Annotated in this window: 19 protein-coding genes; 9 read left to right on the top strand and 10 right to left on the bottom strand. The window is 64.5% G+C overall.

Going from position 1 to position 16,861, the window contains the following annotated elements; all coding sequences use genetic code 11:
• On the bottom strand, positions 1 to 648 hold a 648-nt coding region (locus tag KQ310_RS12255; RefSeq protein WP_259722017.1), incomplete at its 3' end, for a sulfate ABC transporter permease subunit.
• Between the two features lie 53 nt (positions 649 to 701).
• Positions 702 to 1,571: a sulfate ABC transporter permease subunit CysT gene (cysT, locus tag KQ310_RS12250; RefSeq protein ID WP_259722016.1), complete on the bottom strand. Its 870-nt coding sequence runs from the start codon at positions 1,569 to 1,571 to the stop codon at positions 702 to 704.
• Between the two features lie 121 nt (positions 1,572 to 1,692).
• On the opposite strand from cysT, the gene KQ310_RS12245 reads away from it, so the two are divergent.
• A complete protein-coding gene (locus tag KQ310_RS12245; RefSeq protein WP_259722015.1) occupies positions 1,693 to 2,700 on the top strand; it encodes a sulfate/molybdate ABC transporter ATP-binding protein in 1,008 nt (335 codons plus the stop codon).
• Between the two features lie 24 nt (positions 2,701 to 2,724).
• Here KQ310_RS12245 and cysK read toward each other — a convergent pair whose 3' ends face one another.
• The 3 genes from cysK to KQ310_RS12230 all read right to left on the bottom strand — a co-directional run bounded on the left by cysK (position 2,725) and on the right by KQ310_RS12230 (position 5,143).
• Positions 2,725 to 3,714: a cysteine synthase A gene (gene cysK, locus KQ310_RS12240; RefSeq protein ID WP_259722014.1), complete on the bottom strand. Its 990-nt coding sequence runs from the start codon at positions 3,712 to 3,714 to the stop codon at positions 2,725 to 2,727.
• Between the two features lie 279 nt (positions 3,715 to 3,993).
• A complete protein-coding gene (locus KQ310_RS12235) occupies positions 3,994 to 4,548 on the bottom strand; it encodes a Crp/Fnr family transcriptional regulator (RefSeq protein ID WP_259722013.1) in 555 nt (184 codons plus the stop codon).
• A gap of 163 nt (positions 4,549 to 4,711) precedes the next feature.
• Positions 4,712 to 5,143, bottom strand: a complete 432-nt coding sequence (locus tag KQ310_RS12230; RefSeq protein ID WP_259722012.1) for an Rrf2 family transcriptional regulator — start codon at positions 5,141 to 5,143, stop codon at positions 4,712 to 4,714.
• Between the two features lie 157 nt (positions 5,144 to 5,300).
• On the opposite strand from KQ310_RS12230, the gene KQ310_RS12225 reads away from it, so the two are divergent.
• From KQ310_RS12225 to KQ310_RS12205, 5 genes are all read left to right on the top strand, one after another.
• Positions 5,301 to 6,347 carry a sulfate ABC transporter substrate-binding protein gene (locus KQ310_RS12225; protein ID WP_259722011.1) on the top strand — a complete coding sequence of 349 codons (1,047 nt, stop codon included), beginning with the start codon at positions 5,301 to 5,303 and terminating at the stop codon, positions 6,345 to 6,347.
• 127 nt (positions 6,348 to 6,474) lie between these two features.
• Positions 6,475 to 7,515 carry a sulfate ABC transporter substrate-binding protein gene (locus tag KQ310_RS12220; RefSeq protein ID WP_259722010.1) on the top strand — a complete coding sequence of 347 codons (1,041 nt, stop codon included), beginning with the start codon at positions 6,475 to 6,477 and terminating at the stop codon, positions 7,513 to 7,515.
• Positions 7,516 to 7,539: 24 nt separating this feature from the next.
• Complete coding sequence (locus tag KQ310_RS12215) at positions 7,540 to 8,451, top strand: class II glutamine amidotransferase (protein WP_259722009.1); 912 nt, start codon at positions 7,540 to 7,542, stop codon at positions 8,449 to 8,451.
• Positions 8,426 to 9,139 (top strand): chromate transporter, encoded by a 714-nt coding sequence (locus KQ310_RS12210; RefSeq protein ID WP_259722008.1) that lies wholly within the window; start codon positions 8,426 to 8,428, stop codon positions 9,137 to 9,139. The genes KQ310_RS12215 and KQ310_RS12210 overlap by 26 nt, the downstream gene beginning before the upstream one ends.
• Before the next feature lie 39 nt (positions 9,140 to 9,178).
• The gene (locus tag KQ310_RS12205; protein ID WP_259722007.1) at positions 9,179 to 9,775 is read left to right on the top strand and encodes a chromate transporter; all 597 of its coding nucleotides are present in this window, start codon (positions 9,179 to 9,181) and stop codon (positions 9,773 to 9,775) included.
• A 327-nt stretch (positions 9,776 to 10,102) separates the two neighbouring features.
• On the opposite strand, the gene KQ310_RS12200 is transcribed toward KQ310_RS12205, so the two are convergent.
• From KQ310_RS12200 to KQ310_RS12180, 5 genes are all read right to left on the bottom strand, one after another.
• Entirely contained in the window at positions 10,103 to 10,483 is a 381-nt protein-coding gene (locus KQ310_RS12200; RefSeq protein ID WP_259722006.1) for a VOC family protein, read from the bottom strand.
• Positions 10,480 to 10,746, bottom strand: coding sequence for a CDGSH iron-sulfur domain-containing protein (locus KQ310_RS12195; RefSeq protein ID WP_259722005.1), 267 nt, complete (start codon positions 10,744 to 10,746; stop codon positions 10,480 to 10,482). The genes KQ310_RS12200 and KQ310_RS12195 overlap by 4 nt, the downstream gene beginning before the upstream one ends.
• Before the next feature lie 156 nt (positions 10,747 to 10,902).
• Positions 10,903 to 11,076, bottom strand: a complete 174-nt coding sequence (locus KQ310_RS12190) for a hypothetical protein (protein ID WP_259722004.1) — start codon at positions 11,074 to 11,076, stop codon at positions 10,903 to 10,905.
• Between the two features lie 3 nt (positions 11,077 to 11,079).
• Positions 11,080 to 12,315, bottom strand: coding sequence for an efflux RND transporter permease subunit (locus KQ310_RS12185; RefSeq protein WP_259722003.1), 1,236 nt, complete (start codon positions 12,313 to 12,315; stop codon positions 11,080 to 11,082).
• Positions 12,316 to 12,357: 42 nt separating this feature from the next.
• Positions 12,358 to 12,738 carry a hypothetical protein gene (locus KQ310_RS12180; protein WP_259722002.1) on the bottom strand — a complete coding sequence of 127 codons (381 nt, stop codon included), beginning with the start codon at positions 12,736 to 12,738 and terminating at the stop codon, positions 12,358 to 12,360.
• 37 nt (positions 12,739 to 12,775) lie between these two features.
• Between KQ310_RS12180 and KQ310_RS12175 the strand changes: the two genes are divergently transcribed.
• From KQ310_RS12175 to chrA, 3 genes are all read left to right on the top strand, one after another.
• Complete coding sequence (locus KQ310_RS12175) at positions 12,776 to 13,891, top strand: cell wall metabolism sensor histidine kinase WalK (RefSeq protein ID WP_259722001.1); 1,116 nt, start codon at positions 12,776 to 12,778, stop codon at positions 13,889 to 13,891.
• A 126-nt stretch (positions 13,892 to 14,017) separates the two neighbouring features.
• Positions 14,018 to 15,352, top strand: coding sequence for a hemolysin family protein (locus KQ310_RS12170; protein WP_259722000.1), 1,335 nt, complete (start codon positions 14,018 to 14,020; stop codon positions 15,350 to 15,352).
• A 191-nt stretch (positions 15,353 to 15,543) separates the two neighbouring features.
• The gene (gene chrA / locus KQ310_RS12165) at positions 15,544 to 16,740 is read left to right on the top strand and encodes a chromate efflux transporter (protein ID WP_259721999.1); all 1,197 of its coding nucleotides are present in this window, start codon (positions 15,544 to 15,546) and stop codon (positions 16,738 to 16,740) included.
• Positions 16,741 to 16,861: the final 121 nt, after the last annotated feature.

Here is a 16,861-nt window from a genome sequence, read left to right as displayed (position 1 = left end):
CCCCAGGGCCCGGGCGGTGGTGAGGATCAGGCCGTAGACCACAGCCCAGCGCACCGAAGGCAGGGTGACCTTCCAGAACACCTGCCAGCTGCTGGCCCCGAGGGTGCGGGCGGCTTCCTCCTGGTCCCAGCCCTCCTCTTCCAGCAGCGGGATCACCTCCCGGGCCATGAAGGGGAACGTGACGATGATGGTGGCCAAGGCCATGCCGGGCCAGGAGAAGATGATCTTCCAGCCCAGGCTGCTCACGATCCCTCCCAGCAGGCCATTGGTGGGGCTATAGAGCAGCACCAGCATCAGGCCCACCACCACCGGAGAGATCGAGAAGGGCAGGTCGATCACGCTGAGCAACAGGGCCTTGCCGGGAAACTGGCGCCGGGCGATGGCCGTGGCGGCAGCCAGGCCAAAGATCGTGTTGGCCGGCACGGCGATCAGGGTGCAGCGCAGGGTGAGCAACACCGCTGAACGCAGATCTTCTGATTGGAAGTTCTCCAGGAAGGGCGTCAGGCCCTTGGCAAAGGCTCCTGCCACCACCTCCAGGGCAGGCAACAGGATGATCACCCCCACATAGAGGCAGGCGATCAGGGGAATCAGAACCGACGCCGATGGGCGCGGCAGGGCCTGGGCGGCAGAACGCAGAAGTGATCGCATCGATCAGTGCAGGAATGGATAAGAGATCAAAAGGATTCCGTTGGACCCGGCTGTCAGGCGCTCTGCGCCGGATTGGCTTCCCAGTTACGGCCCCACACCTGCAGGCCGTTGATCACCAACAGGCTCAGCAGCGAGAACATCAGCATCACCATGCCGATCACCGTGGCGGAGGCGAAGTCGTATTCCTCCAGCTTCTGGATGATCAAGGTGGGGGTGATCAGGTCGCGGAACGGCACGTTGGAGGAGATCATCACCACCGAGCCGTATTCGCCCACCGCCCGGCTGTAGCCCTGGGCCACGCCGGCCAGGATCGCCGGCATCAACTGCGGCAGCACCACCTTCAGGAGGGTCTGGCTGGGGCTGGCGCCCAGGCACCAGGCGGCCTCTTCCTGATCGTGCTCCAGGGCCTCCAGCACCGGCTCGACGCTGCGCACCACAAAGGGCAGGGAGATGAACACCATGGCGATGGCCACCCCCAGCCAGGTGAACGACACCTTGATGCCGAACAGGGCCTGAAGCGGTGCGCCCAGCCAGCCGTTGTTGCTGTAGATCGCGGCCAGGGCCAGACCCGCCACCGCCGTGGGCAGGGCAAAGGGCAGATCAATCAACGCATCCAGCAGCCGCCGGCCGGGAAAGGTGCAGCGCACCAGGGCCCAGGCGATCACCAATCCAAACACCCCGTTGATCAGGGCCGCCAGCAGTGCCAGGCCAAAACTGATGCGGTAGGTGGCCAGGGCTTCCGGGGAGGTAGCCAGCTGCCAGAACTGGGCCGGGCCCACGGCAGAAGCCTTCAGGGCCAGGGCGCCGAGGGGCAGAAACAGCACCAGGGCCAGGTAGAGCCAGGTAATCCGCCAGGACCAACTGAGCTGTAGCCAGCTCGGCCAGGAGAATCCCTGGCGGCGGGCTGAGAGCGCAGGAGCCATGGACGGGAAGCCGGAAGTGGGCGGACCGTATCACCGTTCGGGGATTTATTCAACGGTTTACCGGTGGGGAAAGGAATGTTCGCTGTAGGGTGGCGCCCATCGTCCTGGTTCCTCCCCTGTCATGGGCATCCGCGTTGCTGGTGTATGCAAAGAGTTCGGCTCCTTCCGGGCGGTCGACAACGTCAGCCTTGATGTCGACACCGGCTCGCTGGTGGCTCTGCTCGGACCATCCGGTTCGGGCAAGAGCACCCTGCTGCGGCTGATCGCCGGCCTGGAGGAGGCCAATGCCGGGCGGGTCTGGATTGCCGGCGAGGAAGCCACCTCGCGCTCGGTGCAGGAGCGCCATGTGGGCTTTGTGTTCCAGCACTTCGCGCTGTTCAAGCACCGCACCGTGCGCCAGAACGTGGGCTTTGGCCTGGAGCTGCGCGGCTGGAAGCACGAGGCGATCCGGCGGCGGGTCGATGAGCTGCTCGAGCTGGTGCAGCTGCAGGGCTTTGGCAACCGCTACCCCTCCCAGCTCTCTGGCGGCCAGCGCCAGCGCGTGTCCCTGGCCCGGGCCCTGGCGGTGCAGCCGCGGGTGTTGCTGCTCGATGAACCGTTCAGTGCCCTCGATGCCAAGGTGCGCAAGGAGCTGCGGGCCTGGCTGCGCAATCTCCACGACGAGATGCACGTCACCACCGTGATCGTGACCCACGATCAGGAGGAAGCCATGGAGGTGGCCGACAAGATCGTGGTGATGAACCAGGGGCGGATTGAGCAGATCGGCACCCCCGCCGAGATCTACGACCAGCCGGCCAGCCCGTTTGTGATGAGCTTTGTGGGGGCGGTGAATGTGCTGCCCTCCCATGTGCCCCTGGCGCCCAATCGAGAGCAGCGGGGCGAGCTGTTCATCCGTCCCCACGACCTGGAGCTGCACCGCCATCCCCAGGAGGGCAGCGTGCCGGCAGTGCTGCGCCGCCTCACCCACCTGGGCCGAGACATCCAGGCCGAACTCATCTTGGCCAGTGGCGAGGTGGTGATGGCCCAACTGCCCCGCGAACGGATCGATTACCACGATCTCAAAGCCGGTGATGCCCTGCACATCACCAGCCGCGATGCCCGCACCTTTGTGCCGGATTTTGTGATCTGAGGATTGCTGTTGGGGATCGGTGCCTCAGGGCCTCGCCGCCACCGGCAGGCCTTGGGCATCAAACACGTTTTCAAAGAGAGCGGTGCTGAGATAGCGCTCGCCGGAGTCGGGCAACACCACCACGACAGTCTTGCCTTGCTGTGGTGCCTCCCGGGCAACGCGAAGGGCTGCGGCGACGGCAGCCCCGCAGGAGATGCCGGCCAGGATTCCTTCCTCACGCATCAGGCGCTGGGCCATGGCTATCGCCTCTACATCACTGACCGTTTCCACGAGATCCACAAGGTCAAGATCGAGGTTGGCCGGCAGAAAACCAGCTCCGATGCCCTGGATGCGGTGTGGGCCAGGCTGGGGCTCCAGACCGGCCAGAGTTTGGCTGATCACAGGACTTCCCTCCGGTTCCACTGCCACCGAGAGCAGCGGCTGTCCAAGGGTGCGCTTGATGTAACGACTCACCCCCGTGATCGTGCCGCCAGTGCCCACGCCTGAGACCAGCACATCCACCTGGCCTTGACTGTCTTCCCAGATCTCCGGGCCGGTGGTGTCGTGGTGAATCTGGGGATTGGCGGGGTTGGAGAACTGCTGCAAGAGCACATAGCGCTCTGGCTCACTGTTGGCCATGGCCTGCGCAGCAGCGATGGCTCCACCCATGCCCAGCTGTCCATCGGTGAGCACCAGACGGGCCCCATAGGCCGTGAGCAGCTTGCGCCGCTCCAGGCTCATCGTTTCAGGCATGGTGAGCGTCAAGGCAATCCCCTTGGCCGCCGCCACAAACGCCAGGGCAATTCCGGTGTTGCCGCTGGTCGGTTCGATCAATTCCTTGCCCCCACCCAGCAAGCCATCTTGCTCAGCCTGGGCCACCATGGCCGCACCGATGCGGCATTTCACCGAGTAGGCAGGGTTGCGACCTTCGATTTTGGCCAAGATTCGGGCACCACAACCAGCCGACACACGGTTGAGCTGGATCAGCGGTGTCTTGCCAATGCTGAGGCTGTTGTCGGCGTAGATCGGACTCATGACTGGATGGGTGTGGATCAACAGAATGCCCTCCAGGCACAGACCAGGAGGGCATGAATTCAGAGGGTCATTGAGATGCTGTTCTGCCGCTGGGTCTCTGCCGCTGGGTCATCGGTGGCTGCCAACTGGAGCCAGCACCCCTTTGCTGCGCCTGAGCCAGCATCAGGCGGGCCATTCCGCGTTCTCGTAATACCAGAGCACTCAGGAGCTCCTGTCGATCACTGGCCGCCAATTCGCCGTCGCGGCCCCAGTGCAGGCACCAGGGGGGAGTGGAGATGGTCATGGCTGGTGGGGGATCAACAGATCGCTGTCACCCACGGCCAACAGCCGCCCCTCCGCTCGAAAACGGCTGAGCAGCTTGGTCACCGTGACCCGGGTCAGGCCGCAGAGATCGGCCAGGCCACGGTGGGTGAGGTTCAGCTCGCTCAGCGAAAGGCGGCAGCCTTGGCTGTTGACCTGGCCATGGGACTGGCCAATCCAGCTGAGCAGCGCCAGTAGACGACGATCGCCGGAACGGATGCGCTGGATGGTGAGCAGCTCCGCCAGCATCTGGCGCTCACGCCGCAGGTACTCCAGTTGTTCGTGCGGATCGAACGCGATGTGCTCCACCACCACCGTGGTGAGGCACTGCCACTCCAGCGGCTGGACCGCAGGATGCTCGGAACTGATCGCGTCACCTGGGCCCCAGAGGCCCAGGGTGATGCACTCGCCCTCAAGATCCCAGGTCGCAGAGCGCACATACCCCTCATGCAGTCGCCAACTCATCTCTTCAGGGAGCACGGCCTGCGGATAGAGCGTGAGCTGCAAGGGGCGCTTGAGCAAAGAAGACGTCACGGTGTGGGTGGGCGACGGGGTGGTTGTTCGGGCACTGACAGGGCAACCAGCAGGCGCATTCGCAGACAACAGACCACGGAGGGCAAGCAACTGGCCTGAATTATGCACCATTTCCGATGGGCATACCGGTATTTCTAGGCACACGAGCAGGGACGCCTTGGTATCAGATGTAGAACATGGGGGATGGTTGCAGCAGGTTGTCCCGTTCTTGTCGCAGGTGGGCGAGCGTGGTGGACCTCAGCACAGCGTCCCGGGCCTGTTCGGCGCGCCTGACCAGGCCATCTAGAACCCGAAACTCAGCGTTCTCTCGATCGCCTTGGCGCTCCATGCGGGTTTCGCCTTCCAGGCACTGCTCCACCTCCGCAATGGTGATCTGCTCCGGTGACCGCACCAACTGAAAGCCGCCCCGGGGCCCGCGAATGCTGCTGAGGTAGCCGCCCTTGCGCAGCGCCGTGAGCATCTGCTCGAGGTAGCGCTCGGGCATGCCATGGCGCCGGCAGATCTCGCCGGTTTGCAGCAGCTCGCCGGTGGCATAAGCCGCGGCCAGGTCAATCAGGGCCACCAGGCCGTATTCCGTCTTGGCGCTGAAGGCCATGGCTGCACGGGGAACTCCGGTCAGTCTGCCAGGCAAACAACGGTTTGCAGGTCGGGAATTGCGCCACAGGGGTGCGTGCCCAGCGCCACACCGAGGCGGGCCGCCATCCCCGTAACTTACCACAGTACCCGATCGATGAACCGTGGATTCCAGCCCCTTGCCGGCTCCCGTGCGCCGTCACCAGCTTCTGCTCACGGGCCTCGCCGCCCTGCCCCTGGCGGCGGCTGCAGCCGCTGCGCTCCATGCTCCCCTGGCGCAGGCACAGCAGCCACCCAAAGCTCAGACCCTCACGCTGGTTTCCTATGCGGTGACCAAGAATGCCTACGACCAGATCTTCCGGCTGTTTGCGGCCGACTGGAAGAAGAAAACCGGGCAGACCGTGAGCTTCAAGGGCAGCTACGGCGGCTCCGGCTCCCAGACCCGTGCCGTGATCGATGGGCTCAATGCCGACATCGTTAATCTGGCAATGGCTGAGGATATCTCCCGGATCGAGCAGGCTGGGCTGATCAAGAAGGGCTGGGAAAGCCGCCTGCCCAACAGCGCCACGCCGATTCACTCCACCGTGGTGGCCTTGGTGCGGCCTGGCAACCCCAAGCAGATCAACAGCTGGAAAGACCTGGCCAAGCCGAATGTTGATGTGGTGACGGCCAATCCCAAGACCTCTGGCGGAGCCCGCTGGAATTTCGTTGCCCTCTGGGGTTCGGTGACCCAGGCCAGAGGCTCAGAAGCCCAGGCCCGCCAATACATCCGCGATGTCTACAAGAACGTGGATGTCCTCCCCAAGGATGCACGGGAAGCCACCGACTTCTTCATCAAGCGCAAGCAGGGCGATGTGCTGTTGAACTGGGAAACCGAAGCGATCCTGGCCAAGCGCAAGGGCGAATGGACCGCCGGCTACAAGACCTTCAGCCCCAACGTGCTCACAGCACAGCCGGTGGCAGTGGTCGATAAAAACGTCGACCGCAATGGCAGCCGCAAGGTGGCTGAGGCGTTCACCAAGTTCCTTTACACCCAGGCTGCCCAGAAGGTGTTTGTGGACAACGGCTTCCGGCCGGCCACGGCTGAGGGCAAAACCTATGCACGCGGCAAGTTTCCAGTCGTGAAGGACTACACCATCAATGCCTTCGGGGGCTGGTCAGCGGTGACCAGCAAATTTTTCAGTGCTGGGGCCATCTGGGACCAGATCTTCCGCGCCTCCCGCTGAGTACAGCCCCAGGTTCCACACACGACCACCCGCCCCAGCCCCGCGCCTGTCGGCCGGGGCTTTTTAGTGGCCTAATTCCCGATGGGTAAACCGTGGTACGGTATCTGCACATTTCCTGCCGGACAACGTGGTTTTTCAGTCCCGACGCCTGGCGGCCCTCGTTGCCACGGGTTCTCTTGCGCTCCTGGCCGGCTGCGGCGGCCCATCGGCAACTCCCCAGGCCGGGGGCTCGGGCGAACGCCAGCCGCTGCTGCTGGTGAGTTACGCCGTCACCAAGGGGGCCTACGACCGCATCCTTCCCAGCTTCATCGCCGACTGGAAGGCCAAGACTGGCCAAGAGCTGGAGATCAAAACCAGCTACGGCGGCTCCGGCACCCAGACCCGAGCAGTGATCGATGGCCTCGATGCCGATGTGGTGACCCTGGCCCTCTCAGCTGATGTGCTCAAGCTCGAGGAAGCAGGACTCGTGGATGCCGGCTGGGAGAAAGAGCTGCCCAACAACAGCATCATCACCAACTCCACCGTGGCCTTTCTGACCCGGCCCGGCAACCCCAAGCAGATCGCCTCCTGGTCCGATCTGATCAAACCAGGCGTCACGGTGGTGACGGCCAATCCCAAAACCTCCGGCGGTGCCCGCTGGAACTTCCTGGGTCTCTGGGGTTCGATCACCCAGGCCGGCGGCACGCCCCAGCAGGCTGAGGCCTATGTCACCAGCGTCTACAAGAACGTCGACAACCTGCCCAAGGATGCGCGGGAAGCCTCCGACGTGTTCCTCAAGCGCGACCAGGGCGACGTGTTGCTGAACTACGAAAATGAGGCGATCCTGGCCACCAAAACTGGCGATCTCAAGGATCCCTTCGTGGTGCCGGAGCTGAACATCCGCATCGAAGGCCCCGCGGCGGTGGTCGATAAAAACGTGGACCGCAAGGGCACCCGTAAGGCTGCCGAGGCCCTGGTCTCCTACCTCTTCTCCGAGGACGCGCAGGCGATCTTTGCGGAGGAGGGTTTCCGCCCCACCAACTCCACGATCTGGGAGCGGGTGAAGGATCGCTTTGCCCCCGTCAAGCAGTTCTTCTCCGTGCAGGACTTCGGCGGTTGGGGAACGGTGAACAAGGAGTTCTTCGGCAACGACGGCCTCTGGGATCGTCTCTTCGCCAAAACCCGCTGATTCCCTCCCCCTGCGCGTTCCTTCATGTGTGAACTACTCGCCCTCAACGCCAATACCCCCACCGACATGGGCTTCTCCTTCCGCGGGCTCAGCCGCCGAGGTGGCGTCAGCGGCGAGCACGCCGATGGCTGGGGGCTGGCCAGCTTCACCCCCGATGGCCATGGCCTCACCCTGCTGCGGGAGGAGGCACCAGCGGCCTTTTCCGTCCTGGCCGATCAGCTGGCGGAGCGCTCACCCAAGGCGCTGGTGAGCATCGCCCATATCCGCAAAGCCACCCGCGGCGTGGTGGCGCTGGAGAACTGCCATCCCTTCTCCCGCAGCTGGGGCGGGCAGACCTGGGTGTTTGCCCACAACGGCGACCTCCAGGGCGCCATTCCTTTGGAGGACCACTATCAGCCGTTCGGCAGCACCGACAGCGAAACGGCCTTCTGCTGGATTCTCGAGCAGCTGGAACAAGCTGGGGTGGATCCGCAGGATCCTGGCGCGCTGTTTGATCAGCTCCACCACTGCGCCGCCCAACTGGCGGAGCGGGGCACCTTCAATGCCCTGATCAGCAACGGCCAGTGGCTGTTTGCCACCGCCACCAGCAAGCTGCACTGGCTCACACGCCGGGCCCCCTTCTGCAAGGCCACCCTGGCTGATCCGCCGTTGCAGGTGGATTTCTCCGTGCTCACCAACGCAAATGATGTGGTGACGATCCTCAGCACCGAGCCGCTCACCACCGACGAGCATTGGCAACCGTTCCAGGCCGGTGAATCGCTGCTCTTTTGCGGGGGACAGGTTATTCACCGCAGCCGCCATGGGGTCAGGCCAGTCCCAATCCCGTCCAGTTCCCAACCAGCACCAGCGCACGAAGTCCCCCGAATTGAACAGGATGCAGGCCGCCAATCGCTCGCCCATGTTCACTGGGATGCCCAGCTCCGTGAGCCTCGCTGAAGCCTCCCGCTTCTGGCTGCAGCTGGGCCTGGTGAGCTTCGGTGCACCGGCGGGGCAGATCGCCTTGGTGCATCGGGAGCTGGTGGAGCGGCGGCGTTGGCTGTCGGAGCGGCGCTATCTGCACGCCCTCAACTACTGCATGCTGCTGCCGGGACCAGAGGCCACCCAACTGGCCACCTACCTGGGCTGGCTGATGCATGGGGTTCCGGGTGGCCTGATCGCCGGCGCCCTGTTTCTGGCGCCCTCGGTGCTGGTGTTCACCGCCCTGGCCACGGCCTATGCCCTCTGGGGCCAGCTGCCGCTGCTGGCCGGGGTGTTCGCCGTGCTCAAGCCGTCGGTGCTGGCGATCGTGCTCGTGGCAGCCTGGCGCTTGGGCCGCCGGGCCCTGCGAACGCCCCTGCTGGTCGGTGTCGCCACCGCTGCCTTTGGGGCCCTAGCCGTGCTGCGGCTGCCCTACCCGCTGGTGGTGGCCGGGGCTGCCGCCACGGGGCTGGTGGTGGGCCGCTGGCGGCCGGGGCTGCTGTTGGCCCCGGTGCACGTCACGCCCCCAGCCACCGGCCAGGGGGGCGAGCAGGCCAGCGCATCCCCCGACCAGCCCGCGCCGGCAGCCGCAGCGGACCCGATCCACGGCGACGACACGCCCACGCCCGCCCACTGCCGCTTCTCGCGCCGGCGCGCCTGGCAGTGACGCTGTTGGCCTGGGGGCTGGAGCGGCACCCTGGCACTGATGGCCCGCTTTTTCACCCGGGTGGCGCTGCTCAGCTTCGGCGGGGCCTACGCCGTGCTGCCCTACGTGGCCCAGGGGGCGGTGGAGCAGTTCGGCTGGCTCTCGGCCAGCCAGATGCTCGATGGCCTGGCCCTCGGCGAGACCACCCCCGGCCCCTTGATCATGGTGGTGGCCTTTGTGGGCTTCATGGGCGGCTGGAATCAGGGGCTCGGGGCTGGTGCCGGTGTCAGTGCTGGAGCTGGCAGCTGGCCCCTGGCCGTGGCGGCCACCCTGGTGACCGTGTGGTTCACCTTTCTGCCGTCGTTCGGCTTCATCCTGGCCGGTGCGCCGCTGGTGGAAGCCAGCCGCAACGACCTGCGCTTCGGGGCGCCGCTCTCCGCCATCACCGCAGCCGTGGTGGGCGTCATCGCCAGCCTGGCGGTGTTCTTCGCCGGCCCCGTGCTTTGGGCCGACGGCAGCTTTCAACCTGTTGCGATGCTGGTGGTGGCTCTGGCTCTACTGGCCCAACTGCGCTGGCGCTGGAGCGTTCTGCAGGTCATCGGCGCCGCGGCCCTTGTGGGTGCTGGTTGGGCCGGCGCGGCGCAGTTGCTGGGCTGAGCCAGCTGCTGCCCGACAGTCCCGCCGCACAACAAAGCCCAGAGCGTTGGCCCCGGGCATTTGTCTGCTCAGCCGTGCTGCCGACCAGAGGGGGTGCGGGCGCAGCTGTTCGAGGTTTTTGCTTGGCAACAGCCGTGATCGTTGTCAGATCCGGTGGTTTTCAGTTGTTGGCGCGCTCCTACTTTCTGCTCAGGGGGGGGGCTTCCATCAATGGAGCCTCCGAGTCCCGTTGCAACCACGATCGGTTGGTCTGCAGGAACCGGCAAGGGCTGCAGGGCGTTCGACACCGGTTTTCACCGGTGGCAATGGGGCTTCATGAAGGGGCCTTCACGGTGCTGGCATCACCAGCAGCAGCAGCCGGTTGCCCTCCGGATCCAGCAGCCAGGCTTCTGCGCCAAAGGGTTCCTCGCGTGGCGGTTCCTGCAGCGAGGCGCCCAGGCCCAGCGCTGCAGTGATCCAGGTGTTGAGCACGGCAACGGCGCCCGTGCCATCCGACAGGCGTTGAAGGCACAGAGCCAGGCGTCCCAGCTTCTGCGGCTGGGGACGGCTGCGCGATGGCGCGTAGATCTCCAGCCAACCACCGGCCGGCCAGGGCACTCGCCAGTGGGTGGCACTCAGCCCCGGCTGCGGCTCCACCTCCAGCAGTGCGCCGTAGAAGCGGGCCAGGCCGGCCGGATCATCGGCGGCCAGCACGATTGAGGCGCTCATCCCCATGGCCGCCACCAGGGCCTTCGGGGCTGGGCGGCATGGCGGCCGTCGCAGAGGGGATAGCGATGCGAACGGCCACAGCGGCACATCAGCATCGTGGCCGCCTCGCTCAGGCGCAGCTCGTAGGACACTCGGCCAGTACCCAGATGGGCGCCGTCGCAGAGCCAGCCCTGACGGCTGCGACCACAGCTGCACAGCTGATGCACCCCTGCGGGCAGTTCCAGCGGCTCCGGACCTGGGGTGGCGGCAGTGGGATCAGGCATCAGTTCAGCCCTCCCGTTAAGGCCCGAGCCCAGGGTGGGGCCGCCTCATCCTTTGCTTGTACATCCTCACGCATGGCGGCAGCAGGGGGGGCGAGGATCACCGTTCTGATAACTGGTATCCCTGGCCCTGGTGGCATCCCCGCTGCAGATCCGCCCCTACGAGGCGGTCGACTGGCCGGCGGTGTGGGCGCTGCTGGAGCCGGTGTTCAGCGCCGGCGAAACCTTCCCCCATGACCCGGCGATCACGGAGGCCGAGGCCAGGGTGGCGTGGGTGGAGCAGAGCCAGGCGGTGATGGTGGCTGTGGATGCGGACGCGGTCGTGGTGGGCACTTACTACCTGAGGCCCAACTCCCTGCCGATCGCCACCACCAGCCCCCCGAGGGTCATGGTGTTGATCTCCAGCCCAAAGGCGCGCATCAGCATCAGGCCGATCAGCAACGACAGGGGGATGGCACTGAGGGTGATCACGGCGGTGCGCCAGTTCATCAGAAACAGCAGCATCACCACCGAGACGATCACAATGCCTTCGATCAGAGAGCCACTGACGTTCTTGATCGCCGTATCAATGAAACTGGCCTGCCGGAAGGTGCACTGCACCTGAATATCGCTCGCCAGGGTCTTGCTGATGTCGGCGATTCGCTCCTCCACCTCGCGGGTCACCCTTGGCGTGTCAATGTCGGGCTGCTTGTTGATCATCAGCACCACGGCCGGCTTGCCGTTGAAGCTGCCATCGCCGCGCTTGAGGGCACTGGCCAGTCGCACCTCGGCGACATCACCGATCCGCAGCGCCTGGCCTTGGCTGTCGGTCACCACGGAATCAGCGAGATCCTCAGGGCTGCTTGCCTGGCCGCTGGCGCGGATCAGCTTCTCCTGCCCGCCGGCGATCAGAAAGCCGCCCGGTGCATTGGAACTGGCGGCCCTGGCCGCGTCAGCCACGGCTTGCAACGACACCTGGCGGGCCTTAAGTCGCTGAGGATCGATCTGGATCTGCTGCTGGGCCTCCTCGCCGCCGTAGATGGTCACCTGGGAGACACCGGGAACCTCCAGGATCTGGTTGTTGAACGTGGTAGCGACGATCCGCCGCAACTCGATCGGCGTCGTGGGGCCGCCGCCCTTCAGGGTGAAGGCGTACTGCAGGATCGTGCCCAGCGGAGACACGAGCGGGGAGATGGCCGGGGCGCTGGCATTGGCGGGCAGCTCGGCCTCGATCTGCTGCAGGCGTTCCGCCACCGATTGGCGGGCCCGGTTGATGTCGGCGTTCTGATCAAAGACCACCTGGACCTTCGAGAGCCCCACCTTCGAGGAGGAGCGCACGGTTTCTACTCCCGGCAGCCCATTGACGGCCGATTCGATCGGTACGGTGATGCGCTGCTCCACCTCTTCCGGTTCCAGACCATCAGCTGTGGTCTGCACATCCACCTGGGGTGGGGCGAACTGGGGGAAGACATCCAGGGGCATCCGGCTGAGGATCGACAGACCCCAGAGGGTGATCAGCACGGCGGCAACAACAACCAGCCAGCGCCTGGCGATCGAGGTGTGGAGCGTCTGGTTGAGCAGGCGTTCAAACATGGGAATGGCGTGGAAGGCGGGAGAGCACGGGTCGTTCGGAGGTCAGTTCTGCTTGCCCAGCCGGGAGATCACGACGACACCCCCAACCACCGCGGCACCGACGCCGATCACCAGGGGGTTGGGGCCTGCGGCGGCCGTGGGCGCGGCTGTGGCTGGGGTCGCCGGGGCATCCGAGGACGGGGCGGGAGATTCCCCACTGGCTGCGACGGCGCTCTGGCTCTTCTTCGATTCGGCGTAGAGCGAGAGGGCCCCCTGGGTCACCACGTTGTCTCCCGGCGAGATGCTGCCGTCGGTGATGGTGATCTGATCGCCCTTGCTGGCGCCGGTCTGGAGGAACACCGGGTCGTAGGTGGTGCCGCTTTTCACGAAGGCCAGGAGCTTGCCATCCGCATCCACCACCGCAGCGACAGGAATGGAGACCACACCGCCGGCCAGGCCCTCTGCCGCACTCTCTGCGCTCTTGCCGGGCCTGTGCCTGGCCGGAGAACCCTGCAGTCCGCCGAAGGATCTGATCCATCGCCATGCGCTCAGTGCCAGCGATCCAAACCGCTACACGCTGCGGGTGTTTGACCACCATGGGCGCTTGATCGCCAGCTCGCCAGGCGCATCACCCATGGGAGCCAAGCCGGCCCAGCTGGGCTGGTCCCTCTCCGGGGATCGGACCGGGGAACGCTGGGGCAGTTACGTGATTCATCTGCACCACTCCCATGGTCCTGGTGAGCCGGTCTGGGGCTACCTCCAGATCTCCAGCAGCCTTTCAGACCTTGATGCGGAAGCCCATCGCCTTTGGTGGCTGGGCCACGGCGTGTTCCTGCTGGCCATGCTGGGGATTGCCGGGGCGAGCTGGTGGCTGGCCGGTCTGGCCATGGCTCCACTGTTGGAGGCTTACCGGCGCCAGGAGCAGTTCAGTGCCGATGTGGCCCATGAGCTGCGTACTCCACTGGCCAACCTGCTGGCGGTTGTCGAAGCAGAGCGCGGTGCAATTCCTGATCAGATCTCCTTCAAGGCAGAAGCAAGCCTGGATCGGGTATTGAACCAGGGGCGGCGTCTCCAACAACTGATCAGCGATCTGCTGCTGCTGGCCAGCCTGGAGCGCCCCGGTCCCCAGAGCCAGAAACACCTGTGCGACTTGGCCGAAATCTCCGCTGATGTCCTGGAGGACTTCGGGGAAATGGCTGCCGCAGCCCAGGTGGAGCTCGCCCAGGGAGCGTGGATTGAGCCTGCCCTTGTGCAGGGTGTGGACTCTGAGCTGAGCCGGCTGGTCATCAACCTGCTGAGCAACGCCATTCAACACAGCCCTGCTGGTGGTCGCATCGGCGTTGAGCTTGAGCAGCGCGGCCGGGAGATCAGGCTGTCGATACGCGACGGTGGCCCCGGCATCCCAGCGGCGGAGCGGCAGCGCATCTTTGATCGCTTCACCCGCCTGGATTCGGCACGCTCAAGGCAGCAAGGGGGGACGGGCCTCGGACTGGCGATCGCCCAGGCCATTGCCCGCCGTCATGGCGGTGCCATCACGGTGCAATCCGCCCCGGGGGACGGAAGCTGTTTCTGCGTGGTGTTGCCCGTTGTCGGCTGAATGGGATCTGCATTGGGTGGCAGACGTCCCGATTGCGGCAACAGCCCTACTCCACCGCTTAGCAGGGCTTGGTTTTCGAGGCGTTCTGATTAGTTTAGGAGCCCACTAGCTCAGAAGTGACGTCGCTTGGCACTGGACCTCCTGGCCATCCTGCTGTTGATCATTGCCAATGGCCTGTTCTCCGGGGCTGAGATCGCCATCATTTCGGCCCGTCGTCACAGGCTCGAACCACTCGCAGAAAAGGGGCGCCGCTCCGCACGTGTCGCGATGCGGCTGGCGGAAGCTCCCAACGAGTTTCTTTCCACCGTTCAGATTGGCATCACCTTGGTCGGCATTCTCAGCGGTGCGCTGGGAGGTGCCACCGTGGCCCAGCAGATTGATGGATGGCTGGAGCAGCTACCAGGACTGGCGCCCTACAGCGAGGCGCTCAGCTTTGGAATCGTGGTGGCCATTATCACGTTCCTGACCGTTGTTTTGGGAGAGCTTGTACCGAAGCGTCTGGCGTTGGCCAATCCAGAAGCTCTGGCATGCGCGATGGCCCCGTCAATGCGCTGGCTGTCGCAGATCAGTGCTCCGGTGGTTCAGCTGCTCAGTCGCTCCACCGATGTTGTGCTCCGCATGCTCGGTATCAGCCCAAGTGGTGAGCCAGACATCACCGAAGACGAAATCCGAGCCCTGTTTCGTCAGGGCACCGATTTCGGAGTCTTCGAAGAAGTTGAGCACGACATGGTGCAGAGGGTGTTGCGCCTTGGCGACCGCACCATCAAGAGTTTGATGACACCACGTACAGACATCTGCTGGCTGGATGTGGAGGAGCCATTGGAAGAAAGCCTCCAGGAGATTCTGCAGAGCAGTCATTCCCGTTTCCCCGTTGGCAAAGGGAGCCTCGATGATTGCCTTGGGATCGTCCGGGTGCGAAGCCTGCTGGCCGCCAAACTGAACGGTGAGGCGATTGATCTCGAGGCGTTGCTACAGCCTCCGCTGTTCGTGGCCGAAAGCACCCGAGCGCTCTCAGTTCTTGAACAATTCAAGCGTAGCGGCATTCACATTGCCCTGGTTACCGATGAATTTGGCGGCGTGGGCGGGATTGCAACCCTCAATGACCTCATGGAGGGAATTGTAGGTGACCTGCCTTCCGTGGACGACGAGGAAGGTCCATTGGTGGTCACCCGAGAGGATGGATCTCTTTTGGTGGACGGCGGCCTTGACCTCGATACCTTCACAGAGCTGATCGACCAGGACATCTTTGGAGTTGATCAAGAGGGGAGGTATCACACGCTTGCTGGCTTTGTGATGCATGTTCTTGAGAGGATCCCCCGGGAAGCAGACCACTTTGAGTGGATGGGCTTCCGCTTTGAAGTGGTTGACATGGATGGCAAGCGGGTTGATAAACTCTTGGTGAACCCCATTCAGAAAAGGCCTCCGAATGTGCAACAGGGTGAGAGCCAAACCTCGTTCTGATCCGTCTAGATCAATTTAATCGAAAGGGCAACAATTGGAGCAAGGCAGCGCAATGTTTGGAGCTTAGATTTTGGACTGCCAATCGCCAGTCCAAAAAGCATTTCGACTGGTCTACCGGAAGGGAGATCGCAGCCCGATGCAGCCAACTGAACACAATGCAGTCCAACCACATCTCACCCATGCCGTCCGGGATGCCCAGCTCTGTAACCCTCACTGACGCCTCCCGCTTCTGGCTGCAGCTGGGGCTGGTGAGTTTTGGGGGGCCGGCCGGACAGATTGCTCTGCTGCACCGGGAGCTGGTGGAGCGGCGGCGCTGGCTCTCGGAGCAGCGGTATCTGCATGCCCTCAACTACTGCATGCTGCTGCCGGGGCCGGAAGCCATGCAGCTGGCCACCTACCTCGGCTGGCTGATGCATGGCATCCCCGGAGGGCTGATTGCCGGTGGCCTGTTCGTGCTGCCCTCGGTGTTCGTTCTCACCGTCCTGTCGTTCGTCTATGCCCTCTGGGGGCAGCTGCCGCTGCTGGTGTCGGTGTTCGCGGTGCTGAAGCCTGCGGTGCTGGCGATTGTGGTGATGGCGGCCTGGCGGATTGGCAGTCGCACCCTGCGCACGCCCCTGCTGGTGGCGCTCGCGATCGCCGGCTTCCTGGCCCTCACCCTGCTCAAGCTGCCCTATCCGCTGCTGGTGATCACAGCCGGTCTGATCGGGCTGCTGACCGCCCGTTGGCGACCCTCCTTGCTGGTGGTGAGCAAACCCCACGGGGCCGGATCGAGCAGCGCTGAGCAGGATCAGCCTGCAGCTCTTCACGACGATGACTCCGCCTCGCCGGACCATGCCCGCTTCTCCAGGCGGCGGCTGGCGGTGACGCTGCTGGTCTGGGCCCTGGCGACGCTTGTGCCCCTGGCCGCTCTGGCGAGCTTTGGCGGTTGGAACGGCATCCTGGCGCTGATGGGCCGCTTCTTCACCCGGGTGGCGCTACTCAGCTTCGGTGGGGCCTATGCGGTGCTGCCCTATGTGGCCCAAGGGGCGGTGGAGCAGTTCAACTGGCTCTCGGCCAGTCAGATGCTTGATGGCCTGGCCCTCGGCGAAACCACACCGGGCCCGCTGATCATGGTGGTGGCTTTTGTGGGCTTCATGGGCGGCTGGAACCAGGGCCTCGCCGCTGGCGCCGGCAACTGGCCTCTGGCGATTGCCGCCACCCTGGTGACAGTGTGGTTCACTTTTTTGCCGTCGTTCGGGTTCATCCTGGCCGGCGCTCCGCTGGTGGAAGCCTCTAGGAGCGTGTTGCACATAGGCCGTTTTGAGCAAAACGAACCAACTCGCTCCATGCCAACGCCCAATGCGGTCTCGGCGTGGTCTCAAAGGCAATTTTGCTTCAGCGACGCCTGATGCTTGAGATCAATTGCGCTACGTACAATTTCAGCGAGCCAGCGCGAAAACATCAATTCGCTGCTTTCCCAGTCTGATTCCGGCCTGGCTTCCCATCGTGGTGGGAAAGCCCTCGATTTTT

Source organism: Synechococcus sp. CS-1328 (genome assembly GCF_025128095.1).
Taxonomy (GTDB): domain Bacteria; phylum Cyanobacteriota; class Cyanobacteriia; order PCC-6307; family Cyanobiaceae; genus CBW1002.
The sequence above is the reverse complement of the archived record's forward strand: the minus strand, read 5'-3'. Positions and strand labels throughout refer to the sequence as shown.